General features: G+C 68.4%; 23 protein-coding genes. 6 read left to right on the top strand and 17 right to left on the bottom strand.

Annotated features, from left to right (window positions below; genetic code table 11):
- Positions 1-73 precede the first annotated feature (73 nt).
- Positions 74-961 (top strand): peptidylprolyl isomerase, encoded by an 888-nt coding sequence (locus ACAG25_RS07555; RefSeq protein WP_370487713.1) that lies wholly within the window; start codon positions 74-76, stop codon positions 959-961.
- 4 nt (positions 962-965) lie between these two features.
- Positions 966-1,946, top strand: coding sequence for a hypothetical protein (locus ACAG25_RS07560; RefSeq protein WP_370487714.1), 981 nt, complete (start codon positions 966-968; stop codon positions 1,944-1,946).
- On the opposite strand, the gene ACAG25_RS07565 is transcribed toward ACAG25_RS07560, so the two are convergent.
- The 6 genes from ACAG25_RS07565 to yajC form a co-directional block, all read right to left on the bottom strand.
- Entirely contained in the window at positions 1,930-4,293 is a 2,364-nt protein-coding gene (locus ACAG25_RS07565) for a bifunctional (p)ppGpp synthetase/guanosine-3',5'-bis(diphosphate) 3'-pyrophosphohydrolase (RefSeq protein WP_370487716.1), read from the bottom strand. The genes ACAG25_RS07560 and ACAG25_RS07565 overlap by 17 nt on opposite strands.
- A gap of 38 nt (positions 4,294-4,331) precedes the next feature.
- On the bottom strand, positions 4,332-4,868 hold the full coding sequence (locus ACAG25_RS07570) for an adenine phosphoribosyltransferase (RefSeq protein ID WP_370487717.1): 537 nt from the start codon (positions 4,866-4,868) through the stop codon (positions 4,332-4,334).
- Complete coding sequence (locus tag ACAG25_RS07575; RefSeq protein ID WP_370487718.1) at positions 4,865-6,511, bottom strand: ABC transporter substrate-binding protein; 1,647 nt, start codon at positions 6,509-6,511, stop codon at positions 4,865-4,867. Before ACAG25_RS07575 ends, ACAG25_RS07570 begins: the two co-directional genes overlap by 4 nt.
- 5 nt (positions 6,512-6,516) lie before the next feature.
- Positions 6,517-7,785, bottom strand: coding sequence for a protein translocase subunit SecF (gene secF / locus ACAG25_RS07580; protein WP_370487719.1), 1,269 nt, complete (start codon positions 7,783-7,785; stop codon positions 6,517-6,519).
- A 3-nt stretch (positions 7,786-7,788) separates the two neighbouring features.
- Complete coding sequence (gene secD / locus ACAG25_RS07585) at positions 7,789-9,597, bottom strand: protein translocase subunit SecD (RefSeq protein ID WP_370487720.1); 1,809 nt, start codon at positions 9,595-9,597, stop codon at positions 7,789-7,791.
- An 86-nt stretch (positions 9,598-9,683) separates the two neighbouring features.
- Positions 9,684-10,007, bottom strand: coding sequence for a preprotein translocase subunit YajC (gene yajC, locus ACAG25_RS07590; protein WP_370487721.1), 324 nt, complete (start codon positions 10,005-10,007; stop codon positions 9,684-9,686).
- 262 nt (positions 10,008-10,269) lie between these two features.
- Here yajC and gabT point away from each other — a divergent pair, with 262 nt between their 5' ends.
- A complete protein-coding gene (gabT, locus tag ACAG25_RS07595; RefSeq protein WP_370487722.1) occupies positions 10,270-11,601 on the top strand; it encodes a 4-aminobutyrate--2-oxoglutarate transaminase in 1,332 nt (443 codons plus the stop codon).
- Between the two features lie 34 nt (positions 11,602-11,635).
- Entirely contained in the window at positions 11,636-13,069 is a 1,434-nt protein-coding gene (locus ACAG25_RS07600; RefSeq protein ID WP_370487723.1) for a gamma-aminobutyraldehyde dehydrogenase, read from the top strand.
- Positions 13,070-13,073: 4 nt separating this feature from the next.
- On the opposite strand, the gene ACAG25_RS07605 is transcribed toward ACAG25_RS07600, so the two are convergent.
- From ACAG25_RS07605 to ACAG25_RS07635, 7 genes are all read right to left on the bottom strand, one after another.
- Positions 13,074-13,418 (bottom strand): hypothetical protein, encoded by a 345-nt coding sequence (locus ACAG25_RS07605; RefSeq protein WP_370487724.1) that lies wholly within the window; start codon positions 13,416-13,418, stop codon positions 13,074-13,076.
- A gap of 160 nt (positions 13,419-13,578) precedes the next feature.
- Positions 13,579-14,268, bottom strand: a complete 690-nt coding sequence (locus tag ACAG25_RS07610) for a hypothetical protein (RefSeq protein WP_370487725.1) — start codon at positions 14,266-14,268, stop codon at positions 13,579-13,581.
- Positions 14,269-14,333: 65 nt separating this feature from the next.
- Positions 14,334-15,404, bottom strand: a complete 1,071-nt coding sequence (gene ruvB / locus ACAG25_RS07615) for a Holliday junction branch migration DNA helicase RuvB (protein ID WP_370487726.1) — start codon at positions 15,402-15,404, stop codon at positions 14,334-14,336.
- A 4-nt stretch (positions 15,405-15,408) separates the two neighbouring features.
- Entirely contained in the window at positions 15,409-15,996 is a 588-nt protein-coding gene (gene ruvA, locus ACAG25_RS07620) for a Holliday junction branch migration protein RuvA (protein WP_370487727.1), read from the bottom strand.
- The gene (gene ruvC / locus ACAG25_RS07625; RefSeq protein WP_370487728.1) at positions 15,993-16,583 is read right to left on the bottom strand and encodes a crossover junction endodeoxyribonuclease RuvC; all 591 of its coding nucleotides are present in this window, start codon (positions 16,581-16,583) and stop codon (positions 15,993-15,995) included. Before ruvC ends, ruvA begins: the two co-directional genes overlap by 4 nt.
- 74 nt (positions 16,584-16,657) lie before the next feature.
- On the bottom strand, positions 16,658-17,008 hold the full coding sequence (locus ACAG25_RS07630) for a hypothetical protein (protein WP_370487729.1): 351 nt from the start codon (positions 17,006-17,008) through the stop codon (positions 16,658-16,660).
- Between the two features lie 46 nt (positions 17,009-17,054).
- Entirely contained in the window at positions 17,055-17,807 is a 753-nt protein-coding gene (locus ACAG25_RS07635) for a YebC/PmpR family DNA-binding transcriptional regulator (protein WP_370487730.1), read from the bottom strand.
- A 151-nt stretch (positions 17,808-17,958) separates the two neighbouring features.
- Here ACAG25_RS07635 and ACAG25_RS07640 point away from each other — a divergent pair, with 151 nt between their 5' ends.
- Positions 17,959-19,170, top strand: coding sequence for an acyl-CoA dehydrogenase family protein (locus tag ACAG25_RS07640; RefSeq protein WP_370487731.1), 1,212 nt, complete (start codon positions 17,959-17,961; stop codon positions 19,168-19,170).
- 6 nt (positions 19,171-19,176) lie between these two features.
- Here ACAG25_RS07640 and ACAG25_RS07645 read toward each other — a convergent pair whose 3' ends face one another.
- Positions 19,177-20,031, bottom strand: a complete 855-nt coding sequence (locus ACAG25_RS07645; RefSeq protein WP_370487732.1) for an SDR family NAD(P)-dependent oxidoreductase — start codon at positions 20,029-20,031, stop codon at positions 19,177-19,179.
- Between the two features lie 139 nt (positions 20,032-20,170).
- Here ACAG25_RS07645 and ACAG25_RS07650 point away from each other — a divergent pair, with 139 nt between their 5' ends.
- Positions 20,171-20,746 carry a TetR/AcrR family transcriptional regulator gene (locus tag ACAG25_RS07650; protein WP_370487733.1) on the top strand — a complete coding sequence of 192 codons (576 nt, stop codon included), beginning with the start codon at positions 20,171-20,173 and terminating at the stop codon, positions 20,744-20,746.
- On the opposite strand, the gene pdxT is transcribed toward ACAG25_RS07650, so the two are convergent.
- From pdxT to pdxS, 3 genes are read right to left on the bottom strand one after another with little or no spacing between them, the layout of a single operon-like run.
- A complete protein-coding gene (pdxT, locus tag ACAG25_RS07655) occupies positions 20,732-21,355 on the bottom strand; it encodes a pyridoxal 5'-phosphate synthase glutaminase subunit PdxT (RefSeq protein ID WP_370487734.1) in 624 nt (207 codons plus the stop codon). The genes ACAG25_RS07650 and pdxT overlap by 15 nt on opposite strands.
- The gene (gene tesB / locus ACAG25_RS07660; RefSeq protein ID WP_370487735.1) at positions 21,352-22,200 is read right to left on the bottom strand and encodes an acyl-CoA thioesterase II; all 849 of its coding nucleotides are present in this window, start codon (positions 22,198-22,200) and stop codon (positions 21,352-21,354) included. Before tesB ends, pdxT begins: the two co-directional genes overlap by 4 nt.
- Positions 22,201-22,210: 10 nt before the next feature.
- Positions 22,211-23,140: a pyridoxal 5'-phosphate synthase lyase subunit PdxS gene (gene pdxS / locus ACAG25_RS07665; protein ID WP_370487736.1), complete on the bottom strand. Its 930-nt coding sequence runs from the start codon at positions 23,138-23,140 to the stop codon at positions 22,211-22,213.
- Positions 23,141-23,155 lie beyond the last annotated feature (15 nt).

Raw genomic sequence — 23,155 nt, forward strand, 5'->3', positions numbered from 1 at the left:
GCCCAGCTTCCCACGTCGGGTGCGCGTGGCACACTCGGTGCCGACCTGATCGACACCGAGGAGGACACCGGCAGTGCCGACGAACGAACAACGGCGAGCCGCCGCCAAACGCAAGCTCGAGCGTCAGATGGAGCGGCGCGCCGAGAACGAACGCAAGCGCCGCCTGTACACGATCATCGGCTCGGCGGTCGCCGCGGTCGTGGTCGTCGGCGCCGTGGTGGCCACCATCGTCATCACCAACCGTGATTCCGGTGAGGAGACCGCATCGGCGCCCACCAGCGCGCCGGAGACGTCGTCGCCGTTCGACATCCCCGGTCCGGCCGAGGTCGGCTCGCTGCCCGAGTTCACCGCCGCCGACGACCTGGGCAGCAACTGCCAGTACCCCGAGGCCGAGGAGGCCAGCAAGCCCAACACCCCGCCGCGCACCGGCCGGGTCCCGACCGAGCCCGCCCAGGTCAGCGCCAGCATGGCCACCAACCAGGGCAACATCGGTCTGCTGCTCGACAACGGCAAGTCGCCGTGCACCGTCAACAGCTTCGCGAGCCTGGCCCAGCAGGGCTACTTCAACGACACCCCGTGCCACCGCCTGACCACCAGTGAGTCCCTCGGCGTGCTGCAGTGCGGCGATCCGACCGGTCAGGGCACCGGGGGTCCCGGCTACGAGTTCGCCAACGAGTACCCCACCGACCAGTACCAGCCGGGCGACCCACAGCTCAACGAGCCGGTCGTGTATCCGCGCGGCACGCTGGCGATGGCCAACGCGGGTCCCGGCACCAACGGCAGCCAGTTCTTCCTGGTCTACCAGGACTCCCAGCTGCCGCCGCAGTACACGGTGTTCGGCACGATCGACGAGACCGGATTGGCCACGCTGGACAAGATCGCTGCCGAGGGCGTCGAGGGCGGCGGGCCCGACGGTCCGCCGCAGTTGGCCACCACGGTGAAGTCGATCGCGCTGGACTGACGCGATGGTCGGGCCGCAGCACGGGCAACCCAACGCGGCCCGCTATCTGATCACCGCGACGGTGATCGTTCTGGTCATCGGTTACGGGATGGCGCTGCTGGCGACGCGCGAGCAGTGGTCCGGGAGCGGCGACACCGCCGCCACGGCGGTCACCTTCGCCGCCGCCGCGCCGGACGGTGCGCAGCCGACGCCGGAGGAACTCGCCGCCACCGCGGATGTCCTGACCCGTCGGGTCGAGGCGCTGAAACTTCGTGGCGCGTCGGTGACGGCCGACGGTGACACCGTGACCGTCACAGCACCGGGTGACGGCGCCGAGATCACGCGCATCGCCGGTGCCCGAGGTCAGCTCGTTCTGCGCCCGGTCCTGCTGTCCCTGCCGGCTGTTCCGGTTCCACCGACGAGCGCCTCGCCGTCGAAGGCCTCCGACGAGGCGGAACTGCGGCAGAACACCGACGGCACCATGCAGGCGCTGGCGCTGCAGTTCCATTCGTCGCGCTGCGGACAACCGGACGGGCTGGCCGGCGCCGACGACCCGGACCTGCCGCTGATCACCTGCGCCCGCGACGACACCGAGGTTTTCCTCCTCGACAGCGCGACCGCCACCGGCGACCAGCTCACCGACCCCACGATCGCAGCGGACGGGGGCGGCTACGCCGTCGAGCTGAAGTCCACGGCCACGACCGCAGGCGACGAACTCGCCGCGGTCCTCGACACCGAGGTCATCGGACCGGCGCAGACCCCGCAGACAGGCGCCGTGCGGATCACCGGGCTGTCCGAGCAGGACGCGCGGGAGCTGCGGGCCATCCTCGCCGGCGGCCAATCACCGCTCACGCTCACGGTGGAGGACTCTGTACCGACAACCCTGACCGGCCGATCCGCGGTCCGCACGGGCCTGATCGTGGCCGGCGCGCTGGTGGGCTTGGCCGTGCTGGGCACGGTGATCTACCTGGTGGTCACGCGCCGCCGGGTCACGCCGCGGATGTGACCCGGTAGACGTCGTACACGCCCTCCACATTGCGCACCACGTTCAGCACGTGGCCCAGATGCTTCGGGTCGCCCATCTCGAACGTGAACCGGCTGATCGCGACCCGGTCGTTGGAGGTGGTCACCGACGCCGAGAGGATGTTGACCTTCTCGTCGGCCAGGACACGGGTGACGTCGGACAGCAACCGGTGCCGGTCGAGTGCCTCGACCTGGATGGCGACCAGGAACACCGAGTGGGGCGACGGCGCCCATTCGACGTCGATGATCCGTTCGGATTGCTGCTGCAGCGACGCGGCGTTGGTGCAGTCGGTGCGGTGCACGCTGACACCGCCGCCGCGGGTGACGAAGCCCATGATGACGTCACCCGGCACCGGCGTGCAGCACTTCGCAAGCTTGGTCAGCACCCCCGCCGCACCCGGCACCGCGACCCCGACGTCGTCGCTGGTGCGCTGCCGCACCGGCATGGTCGACGGTGTGGACCGCTCGGCGAGTTCGTCGGTGGCGTCGTCGTCGGCGCCGACCGCGGCGACGAGGCGCTGGACCACGTGCCGGGCCGAGACATGGCCTTCGCCGACAGCGGTGTAGAGCGCCGAGAGGTCGGTGTAGCGCAGTTCGCGGGCCAGAGCGGCCATCGATTCGGCGGTCATCAGGCGCTGCAACGGAAGTCCGCCGCGGCGGACCTCGCGCGCGATGGCCTCCTTGCCCGCCTCGAGGGCCTCCTCGCGGCGCTCCTTGGCGAACCACTGCCGGATCTTGGCCTTGGCGCGCGGCGACACCACGAAGCTCTGCCAGTCCCGCGACGGGCCGGCGTTGAGCGCCTTGGAGGTGAAGATCTCGACGACCTCACCGTTTTCCAGCTTGCGTTCCAGCGCCACCAGGCGGCCGTTGACGCGGGCACCGATGCAGCGGTGCCCGACCTCGGTGTGCACGGCGTAGGCGAAGTCGACCGGGGTCGACCCGGCAGGCAACGTGACCACATCACCCTTCGGGGTGAACACGAAGATCTCCTGGACCGCCAGGTCGTAGCGCAGCGATTCCAGGAACTCGCCGGGGTCGGCGGCTTCCCGCTGCCAGTCGAGCAGCTGGCGCATCCACGCCATGTCGTCGATCTCGGCGGCGGCGTGGCCGGCCGGTAAACCGTTGCGGCCCTTGTTCTCCTTGTAGCGCCAGTGCGCGGCGATGCCGTATTCGGCGGTGCGGTGCATGTCCCGGGTGCGGATCTGCACCTCCAGCGGCTTGCCCTCCGGCCCCACCACCGTGGTGTGCAGCGACTGGTACACCCCGTAGCGGGGCTGGGCGATGTAGTCCTTGAACCGGCCCGCCATCGGCTGCCACAGCGAATGCACCACGCCGACAGCGGCATAACAGTCGCGGATCTCGTCGCACAGGATGCGCACGCCCACCAGGTCGTGGATGTCGTCGAAGTCGCGGCCCTTGACGATCATCTTCTGGTAGATCGACCAGTAGTGCTTGGGCCTGCCGTCGACCACGGCGTTGATCTTCGACGCGGTCAGTGTGTTGGTGATCTCGGCGCGCACCTTGGCCAGGTACGTGTCGCGCGACGGTGCGCGGTCGGCGACCAGCCGCACGATCTCCTCGTACTTCTTCGGGTGCAGGATCGCGAACGCGAGGTCTTCGAGTTCCCACTTGACGGTCGCCATGCCCAACCGATGAGCAAGGGGGGCAATGACTTCCAGCGTCTCCCGAGCCTTGCGGGCCTGCTTCTCCGGTGGCAGGAAGCGCATGGTGCGCATGTTGTGCAAGCGGTCGGCGACCTTGATCACCAGCACCCGCGGGTCACGGGCCATCGCGATGATCATCTTGCGGATGGTCTCGCCTTCGGCGGCGGTGCCGAGCGCGACCTTGTCCAGCTTGGTGACGCCGTCGACCAGATGACCGACCTCCACACCGAACTCCGCGGTCAACGCCTCGAGCGTGTAGCCGGTGTCCTCGACGGTGTCGTGCAGCAGCGCCGCGATGAGCGTGGTAGTGTCCATGCCCAGTTCGGCGAGGATGTTGGCCACCGCGAGCGGATGGGTGATGTACGGGTCACCCGAGCGGCGCATCTGGTCGGCGTGGCGCTGCTCGGCGACCTCGTAGGCCTTCTGCAGCAAGGTCAGGTTGGCTTTGGGGTAGAACTCCCGGTGCACCGAGACCAACGGTTCGAGCACCGGATTGATCGCGCTGCGCTGCGAGGTCATCCGTCGCGCCAGACGGGCGCGGACGCGCCGCGACGCGCTGGTCGAGGTCTTGGCGACCTCCGACGCCGGCGCGTCGGCGGCAGGGGGTGACGGTGGCGGCTGGACGGCCTGGCCCGTGCGCGGACCGGTTGGGACCTCGTCGGCCATACTCACCTCCAGGACTCGCTCTGGGCAGGATATCCCGTTCAGACGGTGTACAAGCTGGTGACCGGGACCGGCGCCACCGCTGCTCGGCCACCGAGCCCGGTCAGTTCGAGCATCACGACGGCACGCGACACCGTGGCACCTGCTGACATGAGCAACCGGTTGGTCGCTGCCAGTGTTCCCCCGGTGGCCAGCACGTCGTCGATGACGACAACCGATCGGCCCGCCAGCGCGATGCCGTCGGCCGGGACCTCCAGGGTGGCGGTGCCGTACTCGAGGTCGTAGGTCTGGCTCAACACCGGTGGCGGCAGTTTGCCGCCTTTGCGCACCGCCAGCACGCCGATGCCGAGATGCAGCGCCACCGCGCCGCCCAGCAGGAAACCGCGCGCGTCGACGCCGGCGATCAGATCGGCACCGCGGGCGGCTTCGGCGATCGCCGCGCACACCTCGGCCAGACCCCGGGGGTCGGCGAGGACGGGGGTGAGGTCCTTGAACTGCACTCCGGGCTCGGGGAAGTCCGGGACCTCGCGCAGCAGCGAAGCGATGACGTCGGCGATGTCGCCGGAGGGCTCCGTCATCGGTCCAGTCTCCAGCGGTCCATGTTCCAGCCGGCGCCCCAACGGGTCGGGTTACTGCTGACCGCGTACATCTTCGATGACGTGATCAGGGTGCGCTGCTGCCGGTACAGCGGCAGGGTCGGCATGTCACCCCACAGGATCGGTCCGGCCTCGGCGAGCAGACGCGCCAGCTCCTTCGGATCGGAGGTGACCGCGATGGTGGCGATGATCCCGTCGATGCGCTCGTTGGCGTAGCGCGACAGGTTGTTGCCGTTCCCGCTGTGCAGCGCGTAGGCGTCGATCGCCGACGAGCCCGAGGAGCCACTGCCGGCCGCTCCCCCGACGCCGGCGATCAACACGTCGATTTCGTTGTTGCGCAACGACAACGGCCCGGTGTTCTCCGCGGCCGCATCCTCGACGGTGATGCCGGCCGGCGCGCAGGCGTCGGCGATGGCGCCCACCGCAGCGGCAAGCCGGGCGTTGGGCGACTGGTAGGCGATGCGCACCGTCAGCGGCTGACCACCCAACTCGGTGCGGGCCGCCTCGGGGTTGGCGACGGTGAACTCGCCGGCCTGCGGGGTGGCCTCGGCCGGACTGTAGGCGTCCTCGGTGGCGGCGTTCAGCCGGGCGTTGGCCACCGCCACCTCGGCGTTGCGGGCGATCACGTCGCGCGGGGTGCAGAACGCGAGGGCGCGCCGGGCCGGAACGGCTGCCAGTGGTCCCTGCGGGGCGAAGATCATCTGCTCGACGCCGGCCGACGCCGAGTCGGTGCGGATGTAGTCCTCGGGCAGGTTCAGCGTCCCCGACGATCCGGCGGCGATGTCGACCACGTCGTAGGCGCCTTCGTTGACCCGGTCCTGCAGGTCGGCGCTGCGCGGCCAGACGGTGACCCGCTCGGTGACCGGCGGGGTGCCCCACCACTTGTCGTTGGCCACCAACTGCACGGCACCGGCCTCGGTCACCGCGTCGAGCTTGTAGGGACCGGACGACGGGAACTTGGCCAGATCCACGTCGGGCGTCAGCTTCCAGATGGTGTTCCACGCCGTGGCCACCCGTTCGACGACGGGTCCGTCGTTGTTCTGCAGCGCGGCGGTAACCCCGCCCTCACCGAGTTGGAGTTCGTCGGCGATCACGTGGGACGGCATCAGTGCCGTCGCGTCGAACAGCTGCCCGTAGTCGACGAAGCCCCGGTCCTGGGCGAAGGACACCCGGGCCTTCTTCTGACCCGGGGCACAGTCGATGGCTGCGATGTCGGCGTATCCGGCGCGGCTCGCGGCGTCGAACGCCGGGAAGCGGCCGGACTGCGCGGCCCAGGCCAGCACCATGTCATCGCAGGTGATCGGCTTCCCGTCGGAGTAGACCGCCTCGGGCTTGATCTCGTAGTCGAGGATCAGCGGGGTCCGGCCGACGACTGCGATGGTGCCGAAGTCGTGGTCACCGACCACCTGCCCTTCCGGGCCGTGATAGTTGAACCCGGTGAGCACGCGGGCGAATGCCTGGGGACCTCCGGAGGCCGCGCCCTCCACGGTGTTGGCGTTGTAGGTGACCAGCGCGCCGTCGACGGCGTAGTCGATCGTGTCGGCGGAGCCGCGCGAACACGCGCTGAGGCCGACACCGGCCACGACCGCCGCCACCGTCGCCAGCGCGGCCCAACGTCGTGCCACTGCTGCTACTGCTTCCGCGGGCTTCGCTTACCCGACGGGCGCCCCGTCCGACTCGACGTCGGCCGCACCGGCCGAGCGCCGGGTGCCGGCTTGTCCGGCGCCGGGGTGGCGGGCACCGTCACCGTCCGTGCAGGTTCTTCGACGACGCTCTCGGTGTCGTCGGCGTCGAGGAGTTCGGCGCTGCCGGCCTTCTGGGCCGCCGCCGCGCGGCGGTTGAGCACCTTGCGGGTGTGTTTGCGGACCGGCTCGGTGCGCTCGCGCAGGCTGACCAGCAGCGGCGTGGCGAAGTAGATCGACGAGTAGGTACCGACGATCACACCGACCAGCTGGACCAGGGCGAGGTCCATCAGCGTGCCGACGCCGAGGAGCCAGACGGCGACGATCATCAGCGCGACGATCGGCAGTGTCGAGATGACGCTGGTGTTGATCGAGCGCATGAACGTCTGGTTCACCGCCAGGTTCGCGTGTTCGGCGAAGGTGCGGCGGGTGGTGTGTTCGTAGCCCTCGGTGTTCTCCTCGACCTTGTCGAACACGATGACCGTGTCATAGAGCGAGAAGCCGAGGATGGTCAGCAGACCGATCACGGTGGCGGGCGTGACCTCGAAACCGACGAGGGCGTAGACACCTGCCGTGACGACGAGGTCGAACATCAGGGTGGCCAGTGCGGCGACGGCCATGTAGCGCTCGTAGCGCGCGGTGATGTAGATCGCGGCGAGCACCACGAACACGCCCAGCGCGATCAGCGCCTTCTGGGTGATCTGGCCGCCCCAGGTCTCCGACACCGCCGAGTCGGACACCGCCTGCTTGGAGGGCTGTCCGTCGGCGCCGACCGGCTGGAACGCGTCGAACAGCGCGGTGCGCAACTCCTCGGTCTGCTCGTTGCTGAGCGTCTCCGACCGGATCTGGAACGTCGCCGAGTCGCCGGCGCCGACGATCACCACCGACTCCGGGGGGCTGCCGATCGTGTCGTTGAAGACGGTCTCGACCTGGGAGGTGCTGATGCTGCCGTCACCGCGCGGGAAGGACACCTTGGTGCCGCCCTCGAAGTCGATACCGAAGGTGAAACCGCGGATCAGCATCGCGCCGATCGACACCAACAGGATCAGTGCACTGACGGTGTACCAGAGCTTGCGTCGTCCGACGACCTCGAAGGCGCCGGTGCCGGTGTAGAGCCGGACGAAGAACCCGTGCTTGGGTGCGTCGGCCGCGGCCGACTCCAGATCGGGCGCCTCGATCGCCGTCGAGTCGAGGTCCTCGGTTCGGTTGCGTGCCATGGGTCAGCCCCGTCCCGCCGCGTGCGCGGCCGCTCGTCGTTCCCGGGCGATCTGCTGGACCGCGCCGAGCCCGTTGAGGGACGGCTTGGCCATCAGGGCGGACTTCGAGGCGAGGAACACCAGCGGCCACGTCACCAGGAACACGACCGTCACGTCGAGGATCGTGGTCAGGCCCAGGGTGAACGCAAAGCCCTTCACCTGTCCGACCGCCAGGAAGTACAGCACCGCCGCGGCCAGGAAGGTCACCGCGTTGCCCGACAGGATCGTCTTACGGGCGCGCGCCCAACCCCGCGGGACCGCCGACCGGAACGACCGGCCCTCCCGGATCTCGTCCTTGATGCGCTCGAAGAACACCACGAACGAGTCCGCGGTCATACCGATACCGATGACCAGACCAGCGATACCGGCGAGGTCGAGCGTGTAGTTGATGTAGCGGCCCAGCAACACGAGCAGCGCGAACACCATGGCGCCGGAGGCGACCAGGGACAACGCGACCAACAGGCCGAGCGCGCGGTAGTACAGCAAGGCGTAGAGCAGCACCGCGACCAGTCCGACGGCACCGGCGATCAGGCCGGCCCGCATCGAGGACAGGCCCAACGTGGCGGACACCGTCTCGGCTTCGGAGGACTCGAAGGACAACGGCAGCGACCCGTACTTGAGCACGTTGGCCAGTTCACGTGCGGTGTCCTGGTTGAACTGCCCGGTGATCTGGGTGCGGCCGCCGGGGATCGCTTCCTGAATCTGAGGTGCGCTGACCACCTTGGAGTCCAGGACGAATGCGGTCTGCATGCCGACGTTGGCCGCGGTGAAGTCGGCCCACGTCTTGGACGCGCCGCTCTTGAACTCGACGTCGACGACGTACTCGCCGCGCTGCTGGTCCAGACCCGAGCTGGCGTTGGCGATCTCCTCGCCACTGATGATCGCCTTGTCCAGCAGGTAGACCTCCTGGCCGTCGGTCGAACAGGTGACCAGCGGCAGGTTCGGGTCGTCGTTGCCGGCCAGGACGTCCTCGTCGTCGCAGCGGGTGGCCTGGAACTGCAGGGCCAGGATCTGGATGGCCTGCTCGCCGCTCTGCCGGAGCTTCTTCTCGTCCTGGATGCGGGTGGCCAGCGGGACGTCGCGGTTGTTCTCGTACGGCGCGCCGGGCGGCGGTGCGAAGGTGTCGGCGTCCGGACCCGGCCCGGGGGCCGGGCTCGGGGCCGGCTCAGGGCTCGGGCTGGGGCTGGGGCTGGGTGCGGGCTGCTGCGGGAACGGCCGCGGCTGCGGCGCGGGTTCCTGCGCGGGCGGCGCCGGTTGTTCGGGGGCGCCGGGGGCCGGCGGGGCGCCGGGCCCGCCGGGCGGCATTCCCGGGATCACCCCCGGCGGGAGCCCGGGGGCACCTCCCGGTGGTGCGCCCTGCGCACCTTCTTCCTCGGGTGGCATCGCCGCCTCCGACGGGATCGCGTGGATCACCGGCCGGATGTAGAGGCGTGCGGTCTGCCCGAGGCTGCGGGCCTCGGTGCCGTCGTTGCCGGGGACGGTGATGACGAGGTTCTGACCGTCGATGATCACCTCGGAGCCGGAGACGCCCAGCCCGTCGACACGGCTGCTGATGATCTGCTGCGCCTGGTTGAGCGACTCCCGGGTGGGCGCCGAACCGTCGGGGGTACGGGCGGTCAGGGTGACACGTGTGCCGCCCTGCAGGTCGATACCCAGTTTGGGCTCGGCCTTCTTGTCCCCGGTCAGGAACACCAGCAGGTAGGCGCCGATCAGCAGCGCCAGGAAGAGGGCCAGATAGCGGAATGGCTGCACCGGCGCCGAAGACGATGCCACGTGTTTACAGTCTCCTCGGGATCAGTTCGTCAAGTGCGCCGATGGGCGTTCGCGACGGCAACAGCGTACGTGCTGAAGCTGGGATGTCAGCTGTCAGTCTTGGTGTTCGGTGCGTCGGCCGGCGACTCGTCGAGCTCGATGTCGTCGTCGAGGTCGTCGGTGATGCGATCCCGCACCGCGAGCTTCATCCACGTCGTCACCACGCCCGGGGCGATCTCGACGTCGACGTAATCGTCGCTGATACCGGTGATCGTGCCCTGCAGTCCGGACGTGGTGTGGATGCGGTCACCGATCTGCAGCGAATTGTGCAGGTCGATGGTGGCCTGCATCGCCTTCTTCTGCCGCCGCGAGGCGAAGAACATGAAGGCGCCCATGATGATGAGCAGGGGCAGGAAGATGACCAGATCCATGACGGCAAAAATCTTTCGTATCGGTTCGTGCGTGGAAGAACCCTACCTATAGTCCGGGGGCTCCGAGTGTCTCCGAGTGGTGCGGAAGTCGTTGACCAGTGTGCCACTGCCCGCCGACTCCCTCACCCGCCACCCACAGACGACGGATTCCGTCGGAAAAGCAGGAGTCATAGCCTGATTCCACGGCATTTCCGCGCTGATACCGACGGATTGTGTTGAGGTGGCCTACGCTCGATGCACCAGGTCCAGGAGGTTCTTCTGCGTGAGTGTCCTCGAGCAGAGTCGCCGGCTCACCACCGCCATTCCCGGCCCACGATCGGTCGAACTGATGGCACGCCGGGCCTCCGCGGTGGCCCGCGGGGTCGGCACCACGATGCCGGTGTTCGCCGCGCGCGCGTTCGGCGGGATCGTCGAGGACGTCGACGGGAACCGGCTGATCGACCTGGGCTCGGGTATCGCGGTGACCACAGTCGGCAACTCGGCGCCCCGCGTCGTCGACGCCGTGACCGAGCAGGCAGCACTGTTCACCCACACCTGTTTCATGGTGACGCCGTACGAGGGATATGTGGCGGTGGCCGAGGCGCTCAACCGGCTCACTCCCGGTGACGGGGAGAAGCGCACGGCGCTGTTCAACTCCGGCGCGGAGGCGGTGGAGAACGCGGTGAAGATCGCCCGCTCCTACACGGGCAAGCAGGCGGTCGCGGCCTTCGATCACGCCTACCACGGCCGGACCAACCTGACGATGGCGCTGACCGCGAAGTCGATGCCGTACAAGCACGGTTTCGGCCCGTTCGCTCCCGAGGTCTACCGCGCGCCACTGTCATATCCGTTCCGGGACGCCGAATTCGGTGCCGTGGACGGGGAACTGGCGGCGCGCCGGGCGATCGACGTCATCGACAAGCAGGTCGGCGCAGGCAACCTCGCGGCGGTGGTGATCGAACCCATCCAGGGTGAGGGTGGCTTCATCGTGCCCGCCGAGGGCTTCCTGCCCACGCTGCTGCAATGGTGCCGGGACAACGATGTGGTCTTCGTCGCCGACGAGGTGCAGACCGGTTTCGCCCGGACCGGCACGATGTTCGCCTGCGAACACGAGGGCATCGTCCCGGACCTGATCGTCACCGCGAAGGGTATTGCCGGCGGCATGCCGCTGTCGGCGGTCACCGGCCACGCGGACATCATGGACGCCGCCCACGTCAGCGGCCTGGGCGGCACCTACGGCGGAAACCCGATCGCGTGCGCGGCCGCGCTGGCGACCATCGAGACCATCGAGGCCGAAGGACTCGTGGGGCGTGCCGTGCAGATCGAGGCGTTGATGAAAGACCGGTTGCACCGCCTGCAGGCCGACGACCCCCGAATCGGTGACGTCCGGGGCCGCGGCGCGATGATCGCCGTGGAACTGGTGGTTGCGAGCACCCGCGAGCCCGACCCCGACCTGACCCGAGCGGTGTGCGCGGCCGCCCATCGAGAAGGCGTGATCGTGTTGTCGTGCGGCACGTTCGGCAATGTGTTGCGCTTTCTGCCGCCGCTGACCATCAGCGACGAACTTCTGGCCGAGGGCCTCGACGTGGTGGCCCGAGCCCTTACCGACCGTTGATCGAAGTCCCCGACCACGACAGGGAGCCCAACCCATGACCACGGTGCAGAACTTCATCGGTGGAGAGCTCGTCGACTCGGCCGGCGGAGCGACGATGCCCCTGATCGACCCCAGCACCGGCGAGCAGTACGGAACGGCACCGGTGTCCAACGAGCACGACATCGATGCGGCATACGCCGCCGCCACGAAGGCCTTCGCCCAGTGGCGGCGCACCACGCCGTCGCAGCGGCAGAAGGCACTGCTGGACTTCGCCGACGAGGTGGAGAAGAACGCGGACGCGCTCGTCGCCGCCGAGGGCCGCAACACCGGCAAGCCCAACCATGTCACCGCCGTCGAAGAGATCCCACCGATGGTCGACCAGATCCGGTTCTTCGCCGGCGCCGCCCGGGTGCTGGAGGGCAAGTCGGCCGGGGAGTACATGGCCGACCACACCTCCTGGATCCGGCGCGAGCCCGTCGGCGTCATCGGCCAGGTGGCCCCCTGGAACTACCCGATGATGATGGCGATCTGGAAGATCTGCCCGGCGATCGCGGCCGGCAACACGGTCGTCATCAAGCCCAGCGACACCACCCCGGTGACCACGGTGATGCTCGCCGAGCTGGCCGCCGAGCACCTGCCGCCCGGCGTGCTCAACGTGGTCACCGGTGACCGGGTCACCGGAGCGAACCTCGTCGCCCACCCGGCACCGCAGATGGTGGCCATCACGGGGTCCGTGGCAGCGGGACGTGCGGTGGCCACCAGCGCGGGGGGCAACCTCAAGCGCACCCACCTCGAGTTGGGCGGGAAAGCGCCGGTGATCGTGTTCGACGACGCAGACCTCTCCGCTGCTGCCGAAGGCATCGCCACAGCGGGATACTTCAACGCCGGACAGGACTGCACCGCGGCGACCCGCGTGCTCGCCTCGGCATCGATCGCCGGTGATCTCACCGCCGCATTGGCCGAGCAGGCCAAGGGTGCGACGACGACGTTCGGCCGACCCGCCGACGACGAGGACGCCTGGGTGCCGCCGGTCAACAACGCCGCCCAACTGGACCGCGTACTTTCGTTCTTCTCGGACATTCCGTCGCACGCGACCGTGGCGGTCGGCGCGAATCGCCAGGGCGACAAGGGATTCTATGTGGAGCCCACGGTGATCGGCGGGTTGCGCCAGGACGACAGGTTGATCCAGCAGGAGATCTTCGGACCGGTGATCACCGTGCAGTCGTTCACCGACGAACACGAGGCGGTCACCTTGGCCAACGGCGTCGAGTACGGTCTGGCGTCGTCGGTGTGGACCAAGGATGTGTCACGGGCGCTGCGGGTGTCCTCGGCGCTGGACTTCGGGTGCGTGTGGATCAACACCCACATTCCACTGGTGGCCGAGATGCCGCACGGCGGGTTCAAGTCGTCCGGGCACGGCAAGGACCTGTCGATGTACGGGCTGGAGGACTACACCCGCATCAAGCACGTGATGGCCTACACGGGCTGACCGGTCAGAACGCGATCAGATCGACGACCAGTTCGCGGATCTCGTCGGCGGTCAGGTCCTGGCCGTCCACGTGGTAGGCGATGAGGTCGCTGATCAGATCGTCACCGGGCTGACGGCACCTCTCGGCGATCAGGACGTCGACGTAGGCACCCAGCGCGTCGAGAGTGGCCGGCTCGGCAAGCCGGTCGGTCAGCCTGGCGATCGTCCACCAATCCCGCTCCGGCACACCGAGAGCGCGGCACAGACCCGGCAGGCGCGGCCCGAGCACGATGCCGGCGACGTCGTCGTCGGCCGGAACCGTCAGGCGCGACGAGAACAATTCGGACAGCCGCTCCGAATGCGGGTGCACGATCTGGCCTCCTAAGATGATTAGCAAAGCTATTCATCTACCGTAACGCCAGCACCGGCCGAAACCGCCCCGCGACCGCCCGAATGTGTCGGATCTAACGCCGCCTACACCACTGTGGCGCAGGTTATCGCCTGCGCCACAGGAGCTTTCGCTGGCAGCCTCACACCGTCAACTTCCGGTCGTTGCGATGCCGGAACCGGCTCAACAGCGACGGCCGACGCCGTCCCACCTTCCCGGCGGGCCGGGGCGCATCGAGCACGGTGGTGTCGTCGTTCCGGGTGACCGGTCCGGTGTCGGTCTGCGCCACAACCGGATGCGGCTCCGCGGCCACCGGGGTGTGGGGCGCGGTGCGCGTCTCGACATAGGCGATGTCACGGGCGCTGCGCACCGACAGCCGGCCCAGCGCCAACGCACCGAGGAACACGATCAGCGCACCGAGGCCGTAGAAGTAGGTCAGCTCGAGCCAGACGCGCTTGGACTCGGTGTCGGCGACCGGGACACCGGCTGAGCCGAGACCCAGTGGGCCGGCCAACGCCCGCCCGATGACGAACCACGCGCCGGCACCGACGGCCAACCACGAGCCGAGCATGGCGGTGGCCCGGTTGCGCGACACGAGCATCAGCAGGCCACCCAGGACGGCGACCGCGCCGGGCAGGACCTCCAGCCAACCGCGGCCCATGGTCCAGACCCAGGGTTGATCCGGGGTGAACGCGAAATCGAAGTTGGGGCCGATGAACGGCACCAGCGCGCCCCACAGTCCCAACACCATCACGAGAAGTCCGCTGAGTGCGCCGCGGCTGCGCGGGATCTGCAGCTTGCCCCCACGGGGACGGGTAGATGTGTCAACCATGATGTGCCTCCTCGGGTATGCGGTGCGGATACCCGGTGCCGGGACCCGATAACCGCTCCGGAGGCTCAGTCGAAGAGGGCGGACTGCCCCAACCCGACCGCGCCCGCCGGCGGGGTGAGGCCGAGGTGGGTCCAGGCCAACTGGGTGGCCACCCTCCCGCGCGGGGTGCGGGCGATCATGCCGGCCCGCACCAGGAACGGCTCGCACACCTCCTCGACCGTGGTGGCTTCCTCCCCCACCGCCACGGCCAAGGTGGACACGCCGACCGGTCCGCCGCCGAAACTGCGGGTCAGCGCCGACAGCACCGCCCGGTCGAGTCGGTCCAGGCCGAGTTCGTCGACGTCGTAGACCTCCAGGGCGGCCTTGGCGATGTCGCGGGTGATGACGCCGTCCGCGCGAACCTCGGCGTAGTCGCGTACCCGGCGCAACAGCCGGTTGGCGATGCGCGGCGTGCCCCGCGACCGGCGGGCGATCTCGGAGGCCGCCTCCGCGCCCAGCGCGATCCCGAGGATGCCGGCCGAACGGGTCAACACGCGCTCCAGCTCGGCGGGCTCGTAGAAGTCCATGTGGGCGGTGAAACCGAAACGGTCCCGCAGCGGTCCGGTCAGCGCGCCGGAGCGGGTGGTGGCGCCGACGAGCGTGAACGGCGCGACCTCCAGTGGGATCGAGGTGGCCCCGGGGCCCTTGCCGACGACGACGTCGACCCGGAAGTCCTCCATCGCCAGGTACAGCATCTCCTCGGCCGGGCGGGCGATGCGGTGGATCTCGTCGATGAACAGCACGTCGTGCTCGACCAGGTTCGACAGCATCGCAGCCAGGTCTCCGGCGCGTTCCAGCGCGGGACCGGAGGTCAACCGCAGCGAGGAGCCGAGTTCGGCGGCGATGATCATCGCCAGCGAGGTCTTGCCCAGCCCCGGCGGGCCGGAAAGCAGGATGTGGTCCGGGGTGCCGCCACGGTTTTTGGCACCTTCGAGTACCAGTTGCAGCTGTTCCCGGACGCGGGGCTGACCGATGAATTCACTCAGCGAGCGTGGGCGCAGGCTGGCGTCGATGTCGCCCTCCCCCACGGTGAGCGCGGGTGAGACGTCCCGCTCCTCGGGATCGTCGGCCGAGCCTCCTTCGGGAAATCGGCCCATGGTGCTACTTCTTCCCCAGCATCGACAACGCGGCGCGCAATGCGGTCGAGGTGTCGGCCTCGGGCTGGTCGGCGAGCACCTTGTCGGTGGCCTCCTCGGCCTGCTTGGCCGGGAAGCCCAGGCCGATCAGAGCCTCGACGACCGGGCCGCGCACTCCGTGAACCGTGCTCGAGGTCACGCCGGCGGCTGTGGTCGCGCCGATCTTGTCTCGCAGACTGAGGGCCAGCAGCTCGGCAGTCTTCTTGCCCACCTTGGGAATTCGTGTCAACGCGGGGATGTCACCGTCCCCGATGGCCTGGCGCAGCGCCGGGCCGTCGTAGATGGCCAGCGCACCCAACGCAATGCTCGGCCCGATCCCCGAGACCCCGAGCAGGGTCAGGAACAGGTCGCGGGCGTCGGCGTCGGTGAAGCCGTAGAGCGTCATCGAGTCCTCGCGCACGATCATCGCGGTGATCAGGCGGGTTTCCTCGCCGCGCCGCAGCGTGGCCAGCGTGGAAGGCGTCGCCATCACCTTGTAACCCACCCCCGCGGCCTCGACGACCGCATGGTCGAGCGCGATGTCGATGACCTCACCACGGACCGCGGCGATCACGTCGCGCTCCTCACCCTGGGGCCGGCCTTGCCGGACTTCGCAGCTTTGAGAGTGGCCTGGTACCTGCGGCGCTGTTCGGCGGCCATCTCCTCGGCCATGGCCATCCGCGCGATCATCGGGGCCCGCCAGCAGTGACAGATGGCGAGCGCCAAGGCGTCGGCAGCATCGGCGGGTGTGGGTTTCTGTTGCAGCGCAAGGATTCTGGTGACCATCTCCGTGACCTGCGCCTTGTCGGCGCGTCCGTTGCCGGTGACGGCCGCCTTGACCTCGCTGGGAGTGTGGAAGTGGACGTCGATGTCGCGTCGCGCCGCGGCCAGTGCGATGACCCCGCCGGCCTGGGCGGTCCCCATCGCGGTGTTCGCGTTCTGGTTGGAGAACACGCGCTCGATGGCCAGGACATCGGGACGGTGGGTGTCGAGCCAGTGCTCGACAGCGTCGCTGATGGCCAACAACCGGTGCGCGAGAGGGTGATCGGCGGGAGTGCGCACGACGTCGACGTCGAGCGCGACAACCTGGCGGCCGCGGCCGCTCTCGATCACCGACAGACCGCACCTGGTCAGTCCGGGATCGACTCCCATCACCCGCACGCCAGCCCCTTCGACGAGAACATTTGTTCGATAGCCTAGCGTCAGGGCCGACACGCGGGCCGGTGCGACACACCTCAGGTGTAGGGCCGCAGATCCTGCACCTGCTCCCCCGGCTCGATCACCCGACCGCAGATCTGGACGCCGCGCACGATCTCGTCGATGCGTCGACCGGAGGCCCGCCAGCCGGTGATCTTCTCCACCGCGACCTCGTCGTCGTCGCGCTTGACCACGACCTTCCACGGCACACCGCAGAATTTGGCCAGGAGCCAGAACGGCCAGGCCAGTATGAACGGCAGCGCGAGGACGAACATCACCGCCCCGAACGTGCTGTTGCCCCAGCTGGCCATGTCCAGGTAATGGAGCAGCGGCATCCAGTGGCGACGCACCGACCAGCGCACGCCGTCGGCACCTTCGATGTGCGGCACGGAGCGAGCCTACGGCCCAGCCGGCACCGGCGTGAGCCGAAGGACGTCAGTCCTCGAGCTGCGCCAGGACCTCGTCGGGGATGTCGGCGTTGGTGTAGACGTCCTGCACGTCGTCGCTGTCTTCGAGCGCCTCGACGAGCTTCATCACCTTGCGCGCGCCTTCGACGTCGAGTGGCACCGTGACCGACGGTTGGAAGCTGGCCTCCGCCGACTCGTAGTCGATCCCGGCGTCCTGCAGTGCCGTGCGGACCGCGACGAGGTCGGTGGGTTCGGAGAGGATCTCGAAGCTGTCCCCTAGGTCGTTGACATCCTCGGCGCCAGCATCGAGAACCGCGGTCAGGACGTCGTCCTCGGTCAGGTCGTTCTTCTCCAGGACCACCACTCCCTTGCGGGAGAACAGGTAGGACACCGAGCCCGGGTCGGCCATGCTGCCGCCGTTGCGGGTCATGGCCACCCGGACTTCCCCTGCGGCGCGGTTCTTGTTGTCGGTGAGGCACTCCACGAGGATCGCCACGCCGTTGGGTCCGTACCCCTCATAGGTGATGGGCTGCCAGTCGGCGCCGCCGGCCTCCTCACCTGCGCCGCGCTTGCGCGCGCGCTCGATGTTGTCGTTGGGGACCGAGTTCTTCTTGGCCTTCTGGATCGCGTCGTACAACGTCGGGTTTCCGCCCGGGTCACCGCCACCCGTCCGGGCCGCCACCTCGATGTTCTTGATCAATTTGGCGAAGTTCTTGCCGCGACGCGCGTCGATCACGGCCTTCTTGTGCTTGGTGGTGGCCCACTTGGAATGGCCGCTCATGCAGGTACTACCTCTTCCGCCGACATCAGAGTCGATTGCCCAGTTTACGGCGGCCAGGACTGTTGCCCCACCACATGGGACAACAGGGGTCCGCTGTTAGGTCCGACACACCGCGATGACCCCGATCTTACTCCGCAGTAAGATCGGCGTCATGACCTTCTCCCTGGAGCTGTCCTCCGATCTGCTCGACGTGCAGAAGTGGGTGCACGAGTTCGCCGCCGACGTGGTCCGTCCGGCGGCCGCCGAGTGGGACGAACGCGAAGAGACGCCGTGGCCGATCATCCAAGAAGCCGCCAAGATCGGCCTGTACTCCATGGAGTTTTTCGCCGAGCAGGCCGCCGAGCCCACCGGCCTCGGGATGATCGTCGCCTTCGAGGAGATGTTCTGGGGGGACGCAGGCATCGCGCTGGCGATCCTGGGCACCGGACTGGCGGCGGCATCGCTGGCCGCCAACGGCACCCCGGAACAGGTCGGCGAGTGGGTCCCGCAGATGTTCGGCAGCATCGACGACCCCAAGGTCGCCGCGTTCTGCTCCTCGGAACCCAACGCCGGTTCCGACGTCGGCGCCATCCTGACCCGCGCGCGCTACGACGAGGCCACCGACGAATGGGTGCTCAACGGCACCAAGACCTGGGCCACCAACGGCGGCATCGCCGAGGTGCACGTCGTGGTCGCGTCGGTCCATCCCGAACTCGGCACCCGCGGGCAGGCGTCGTTCATCATCCCGCCGGGCACCAAGGGACTCTCCCAAGGACAGAAGTTCCTCAAGCACGGCATCCGCGCCTCCCACACCGCCGAGGTGGTGCTCGACGACGTACGCATTCCCGGCCGGCTGATCGTCGGCGGCAAGGAGAAGTTCGACGCGCGCATCGCCAAGGTGCGTGAAGGCAAGAAGGCCGCCGGCCAAGCCGCGCTGGCGACGTTCGAGCGCACTCGGCCCACCGTCGGCGCCATGGCGGTCGGCGTGGCGCGCGCGGCGTATGAGTATGCGCGCGACTACGCCTGCGAGCGTGAGCAATTCGGTCGGAAGATCGGCGAGTTCCAGGCGGTCGCGTTCAAGCTCGCCGACATGAAGGCACGTATCGACGCCGCCCGGCTGCTGGTGTACCGGGCCGGCTGGATGGCCCGCAACGGCAAGGCCTTCGAGTCCGCCGAGGGCTCGATGGCCAAGCTGGTGGCCAGCGAGACCGCGGTCTATGTCACCGACGAGGCCATCCAGATCCTCGGCGGCAACGGGTACACCCGCGATTACCCCGTCGAGCGGATGCATCGCGATGCGAAGATCTTCACGATCTTCGAGGGCACCAGCGAGATTCAGCGTCTGGTGATGGCCCGTGCGATCACCGGGCTGCCGCTACGCTGACCGGGGTCAGCGCACCAGCGCAGCGCCTCCGTCCAGCCGGATCTGCTGACCGGTCATGAACCGCGACTCGTCGGCGAGCAGGTACAGGGCGGCGTAGGCCGTCTCCCAGGTGCTGGCCTTGCCCATCTTGAGGTTCACGACCTCGCCGTAGGCCTCGGCGACCTCCTCGGGGGTGTGATTGAACAACTCCTGGGAGTCGTGATTGCCCAGGGTCGAGTCGATCGGACCGAGCATCAGGGTGTTGGCCCGCACGCCGGAGGCGGCGAACTGGACCGCGGTGAGTTCGGTGATGTAGTTCAGCCCGCACTTGCCCAGGGCGTACGGCATGATCCCGATGTTCAGCCCGATCTCGTTCTTCAGGCTGGCGATCGAAGAGAGGTTGACGATGCTGCCGGTGGAGGCGCCCTCGTTTTTCTCCATGCACTGCGCGGCAAAGAGATTGCAGTGATAGGCCCCGAGCATGTTGACGTTGATGCCGCGGTTGAAGTTCTCCACGGTCATCGAATTGGTCTCGAAGTCGAACGGCGGATTGACCGCCGCGCTGTAGACCATCCCGTCGACGCGCCCGCTGCGCTGCAGCACGGTGTCGAAGATGTTCTGGCAGTCCTGCTTTTCGGCGACGTCGGCGTACACCGCGTAGGCCCTGCCGCCTTCGGCGGTGATGATGTCGGCGGTCTCTTGCGCCGACTCGAGGTTGATGTCGACAGCGACCAACTCGGCGCCGTGGCGGGCAGCCAGGATCGCGGTGGCCCGACCGTTGCCTGTGGTGTCGCCCGGCATCTGGCCGGCCCCGACGACGACCACCACCTTGCCGGACAGATCGAAGGCGGCGCGCCCCTTGCGGGCGAAATCGGTTGTCATGATTCCTCTTTCATGTGGAGGGCACTGCCGGTCGAGCACACTCCTGGAGCCAGATCCAACTGACCAAGCGTACAGCCGGACACTGACCAATCGTACAGCTATAGACTGTACGAATGGTCAGCCGATCGGCAATTGTTAGATGTTCTACCTGGATGGTGGGACTGTGAGCGGCACCACGCGCCAGCGGCTCATCGACACCGCCATCGAGCTGTTCGGTCGCCACAGCGTGGCGGGGACCTCGCTGCAGATGATCTCCGACGAGCTCGGGCTCACGAAATCTGCCATCTACCACCACTTCCGAACCCGCGAGGAGCTTCTGGAAGCCATCGTCGAGCCGGTCATCACCGACCTTGCGCAGTTGGTCGCCGGCGCCGGTTCCCAGCGCACCCCGCGGGCGCAGGCCGAAGCGATGCTGAGCGGGTTCGCGGCGTTTGCGGTGGCCAACCGCACGCTGATCCCCGTGCTCACCGGGGACCCGAGCGTCGGCGAACTGCTGCGCACACGCCCGGCCTGGGGGGCGATCGTCGCCCGACAGATGGATCTGTTCGCAGGTGTCGAACCGGGCCTGGGCGGCCAGGTCAAGGCTGCGATCGTGATGGCGGGAATCTCGGCTGCCGTCGGTGTGGACTACCGCGACGGCGACGCCGACAGGCTGCGCGACGAACTGGTCACCGCAGGCCGGCGCACCCTGGGGTTGCGCTCACCCCGCCCGTAGCGATTCGACGAACATCGCATGGACCCGGCGGTCGCCGGTCACCTCGGGATGAAACGACGTCGCGAGCATCCGGCCCTGACGCACCGCCACCGGATGGCCCGCGGCGGTGGCCAGCACCTCCACCCCGGGGCCCACCCGCTCCACCCAGGGAGCGCGGATGAACACCGCCCGCACCCGACCGTCGATGCCGGCGAACTCCAGATCCTCCTCGAAGGAGTCGACTTGCCGCCCGAAAGCGTTGCGCCGCACGGTGATGTCGAGACCGCCCAGGGGCAGCGCCTCGCGCCCGGGTACCCCGGCATCGAGGATCTCTCCGGCCAGCAGGATCATCCCGGCACACGACCCGTAGGCCGGCATGCCGTCGGCGAGGCGCTTCTGCAACGGTTCGAGCAGTTCGAACTCGCGCAGCAGATGGCTCATCGTCGTGGACTCGCCACCCGGAATCACCAGTGCATCAACCGCATTCAGCTCCTCGACACGACGCACGGTGACGGCTTCGGCGCCGGCGGCACGCAACGCCTGAAGATGTTCTCGGGTGTCGCCCTGCAGCGCGAGCACCCCGACGACGGGGCGAGGCTTGTCCGAGCGACCATCTCGCACAGCGTTCACGCGCGACCGGGCGTGAAATCCCGCGGGTAGCGGGTCAGGCCCTCCTGCATGACCGCCGCGACCATCTCCCCGTAGCGGTTGAAGATCTTGCCCTGAGTCAGCGAGCGTCCCCCGCACGCCGACGGCGAGGACTGGTCGTAGAGCAACCACTCGTCGGCGCGGAACGGCCGCATGAACCACATGGCATGGTCCAGCGACGCCACCATCAGATGCTTGCGTTCCTCGACGTGGTTGACCTGCGCCGAACCCAACAGTGTGAGGTCGCTCATGTAGGCCAGCGCGCAGATGTGCAGCACGTGGTCGTCGGGCAGCGGATCGCGGTGGCGGAACCACACCTGCTGCTGGGACGCCTTGCCCTCGCGTTTGCTCAGCTGGTCGCGCGGCACGATGCGCACGTCCCACTCGTCGAACTGGCGGAAGCTCGCGTCGTCGAACACCTTGCTGGAGGACTTGAAGTCCGGGATGTCGTCGGGCGGCGGCGCCGGTGGCATCGCATCCTGGTGTTCGATGCCGCTCTGGTCGGTCTGGAACGACGCGGACATGGAGAAGATGGTCTCGCCGTGTTGGATGGCGCTGACGCGTCGCGTGCAGAACGACCCGCCGTCGCGGATCCGCTCCACGGTGTAGACCGACGGGGATCGGGCGTCGCCGCCCCGCAGGAAGTACCCGTGCAGCGAGTGCACCATGAACTTCGGGTCCACCGTGCGCACCGCCGACACCAGCGACTGCCCGGCCACGTGACCGCCGAAAGTGCGTTGCAGGAAGCCAGATTCCGGGCTGAACACACCACCGCGGTAGATGTTGACCTCGATCTGTTCCAGGTCGAGGATCTGTTCGATCGCCATGAGGCCGGTGCTACCAGCCGCGCTCGGCGAGACGGTGCGGTACCGGGATGTCGTCGACGTTGATGCCGACCATCGCCTCGCCCAACCCGCGCGACACCTTGGCCAACACGTCGGGATCGTCGTAGAAGGTGGTCGCCTTCACGATGGCCGCGGCGCGCTCGGCGGGATTGCCGGACTTGAAGATGCCCGAGCCCACGAACACCCCTTCGGCGCCGAGCTGCATCATCATCGCCGCATCGGCCGGCGTCGCGATACCACCCGCGGTGAACAGCGTGACCGGCAACTTCCCGGCGCGAGCGACCTCCACCACGAGGTCGTAGGGGGCCTGCAGTTCCTTGGCCGCGACGTAGAGCTCGTCCTCGCTCAGCGACGTCAGACGGCGGATCTCACCGCCGATCTTGCGCATGTGGGTGGTGGCGTTGGACACATCGCCGGTGCCGGCCTCGCCCTTGGAGCGGATCATCGCCGCGCCCTCGGTGATCCGGCGCAACGCCTCACCGAGGTTGGTGGCCCCGCACACGAACGGCACGGTGAACTTCCACTTGTCGATGTGGTTGGTGTAGTCGGCCGGGGTGAGAACCTCGGACTCGTCGATGTAGTCCACACCGAGGCTCTGCAGGATCTGTGCCTCCACGAAGTGGCCGATCCGCACCTTGGCCATCACGGGGATGGTGACCGCGTCGATGATGCCCTCGATCATGTCGGGGTCGCTCATGCGCGACACCCCACCCTGGGCGCGGATGTCGGCGGGGACGCGCTCGAGGGCCATGACAGCCACCGCGCCCGCGCCTTCGGCGATCCGGGCCTGCTCCGGGGTGACCACGTCCATGATCACGCCGCCCTTGAGCATTTCGGCCATCCCGCGCTTCACCCGCGCGGTGCCTCGGGCAGACGGACCGTCAGCTGACGAGGGCTGAGCCCCGAGCCCTTCGGTTTCCACAGCTTTTCTCCTTCA

It is taken from the genome of Mycobacterium sp. pV006 (assembly GCF_041287115.1).
In the GTDB taxonomy this organism is placed as follows: Bacteria; Actinomycetota; Actinomycetes; order Mycobacteriales; family Mycobacteriaceae; genus Mycobacterium.

Coding starts and splice junctions, on each gene's coding strand:
- ACAG25_RS07560 (WP_370487714.1), top strand. CDS start 966: ATGGTCGGGCCGCAGCACGGGCAACCCAACGCGGCCCGCTATCTGATC.
- ACAG25_RS07565 (WP_370487716.1), bottom strand. CDS start 4,293: ATGGCCGACGAGGTCCCAACCGGTCCGCGCACGGGCCAGGCCGTCCAG.
- ACAG25_RS07570 (WP_370487717.1), bottom strand. CDS start 4,868: ATGACGGAGCCCTCCGGCGACATCGCCGACGTCATCGCTTCGCTGCTG.
- secF (WP_370487719.1), bottom strand. CDS start 7,785: ATGGCACGCAACCGAACCGAGGACCTCGACTCGACGGCGATCGAGGCG.
- yajC (WP_370487721.1), bottom strand. CDS start 10,007: ATGGATCTGGTCATCTTCCTGCCCCTGCTCATCATCATGGGCGCCTTC.
- ACAG25_RS07600 (WP_370487723.1), top strand. CDS start 11,636: ATGACCACGGTGCAGAACTTCATCGGTGGAGAGCTCGTCGACTCGGCC.
- ACAG25_RS07610 (WP_370487725.1), bottom strand. CDS start 14,268: ATGGTTGACACATCTACCCGTCCCCGTGGGGGCAAGCTGCAGATCCCG.
- ruvB (WP_370487726.1), bottom strand. CDS start 15,404: ATGGGCCGATTTCCCGAAGGAGGCTCGGCCGACGATCCCGAGGAGCGG.
- ACAG25_RS07635 (WP_370487730.1), bottom strand. CDS start 17,807: ATGAGCGGCCATTCCAAGTGGGCCACCACCAAGCACAAGAAGGCCGTG.
- ACAG25_RS07640 (WP_370487731.1), top strand. CDS start 17,959: ATGACCTTCTCCCTGGAGCTGTCCTCCGATCTGCTCGACGTGCAGAAG.
- ACAG25_RS07645 (WP_370487732.1), bottom strand. CDS start 20,031: ATGACAACCGATTTCGCCCGCAAGGGGCGCGCCGCCTTCGATCTGTCC.
- ACAG25_RS07650 (WP_370487733.1), top strand. CDS start 20,171: ATGTTCTACCTGGATGGTGGGACTGTGAGCGGCACCACGCGCCAGCGG.
- tesB (WP_370487735.1), bottom strand. CDS start 22,200: ATGGCGATCGAACAGATCCTCGACCTGGAACAGATCGAGGTCAACATC.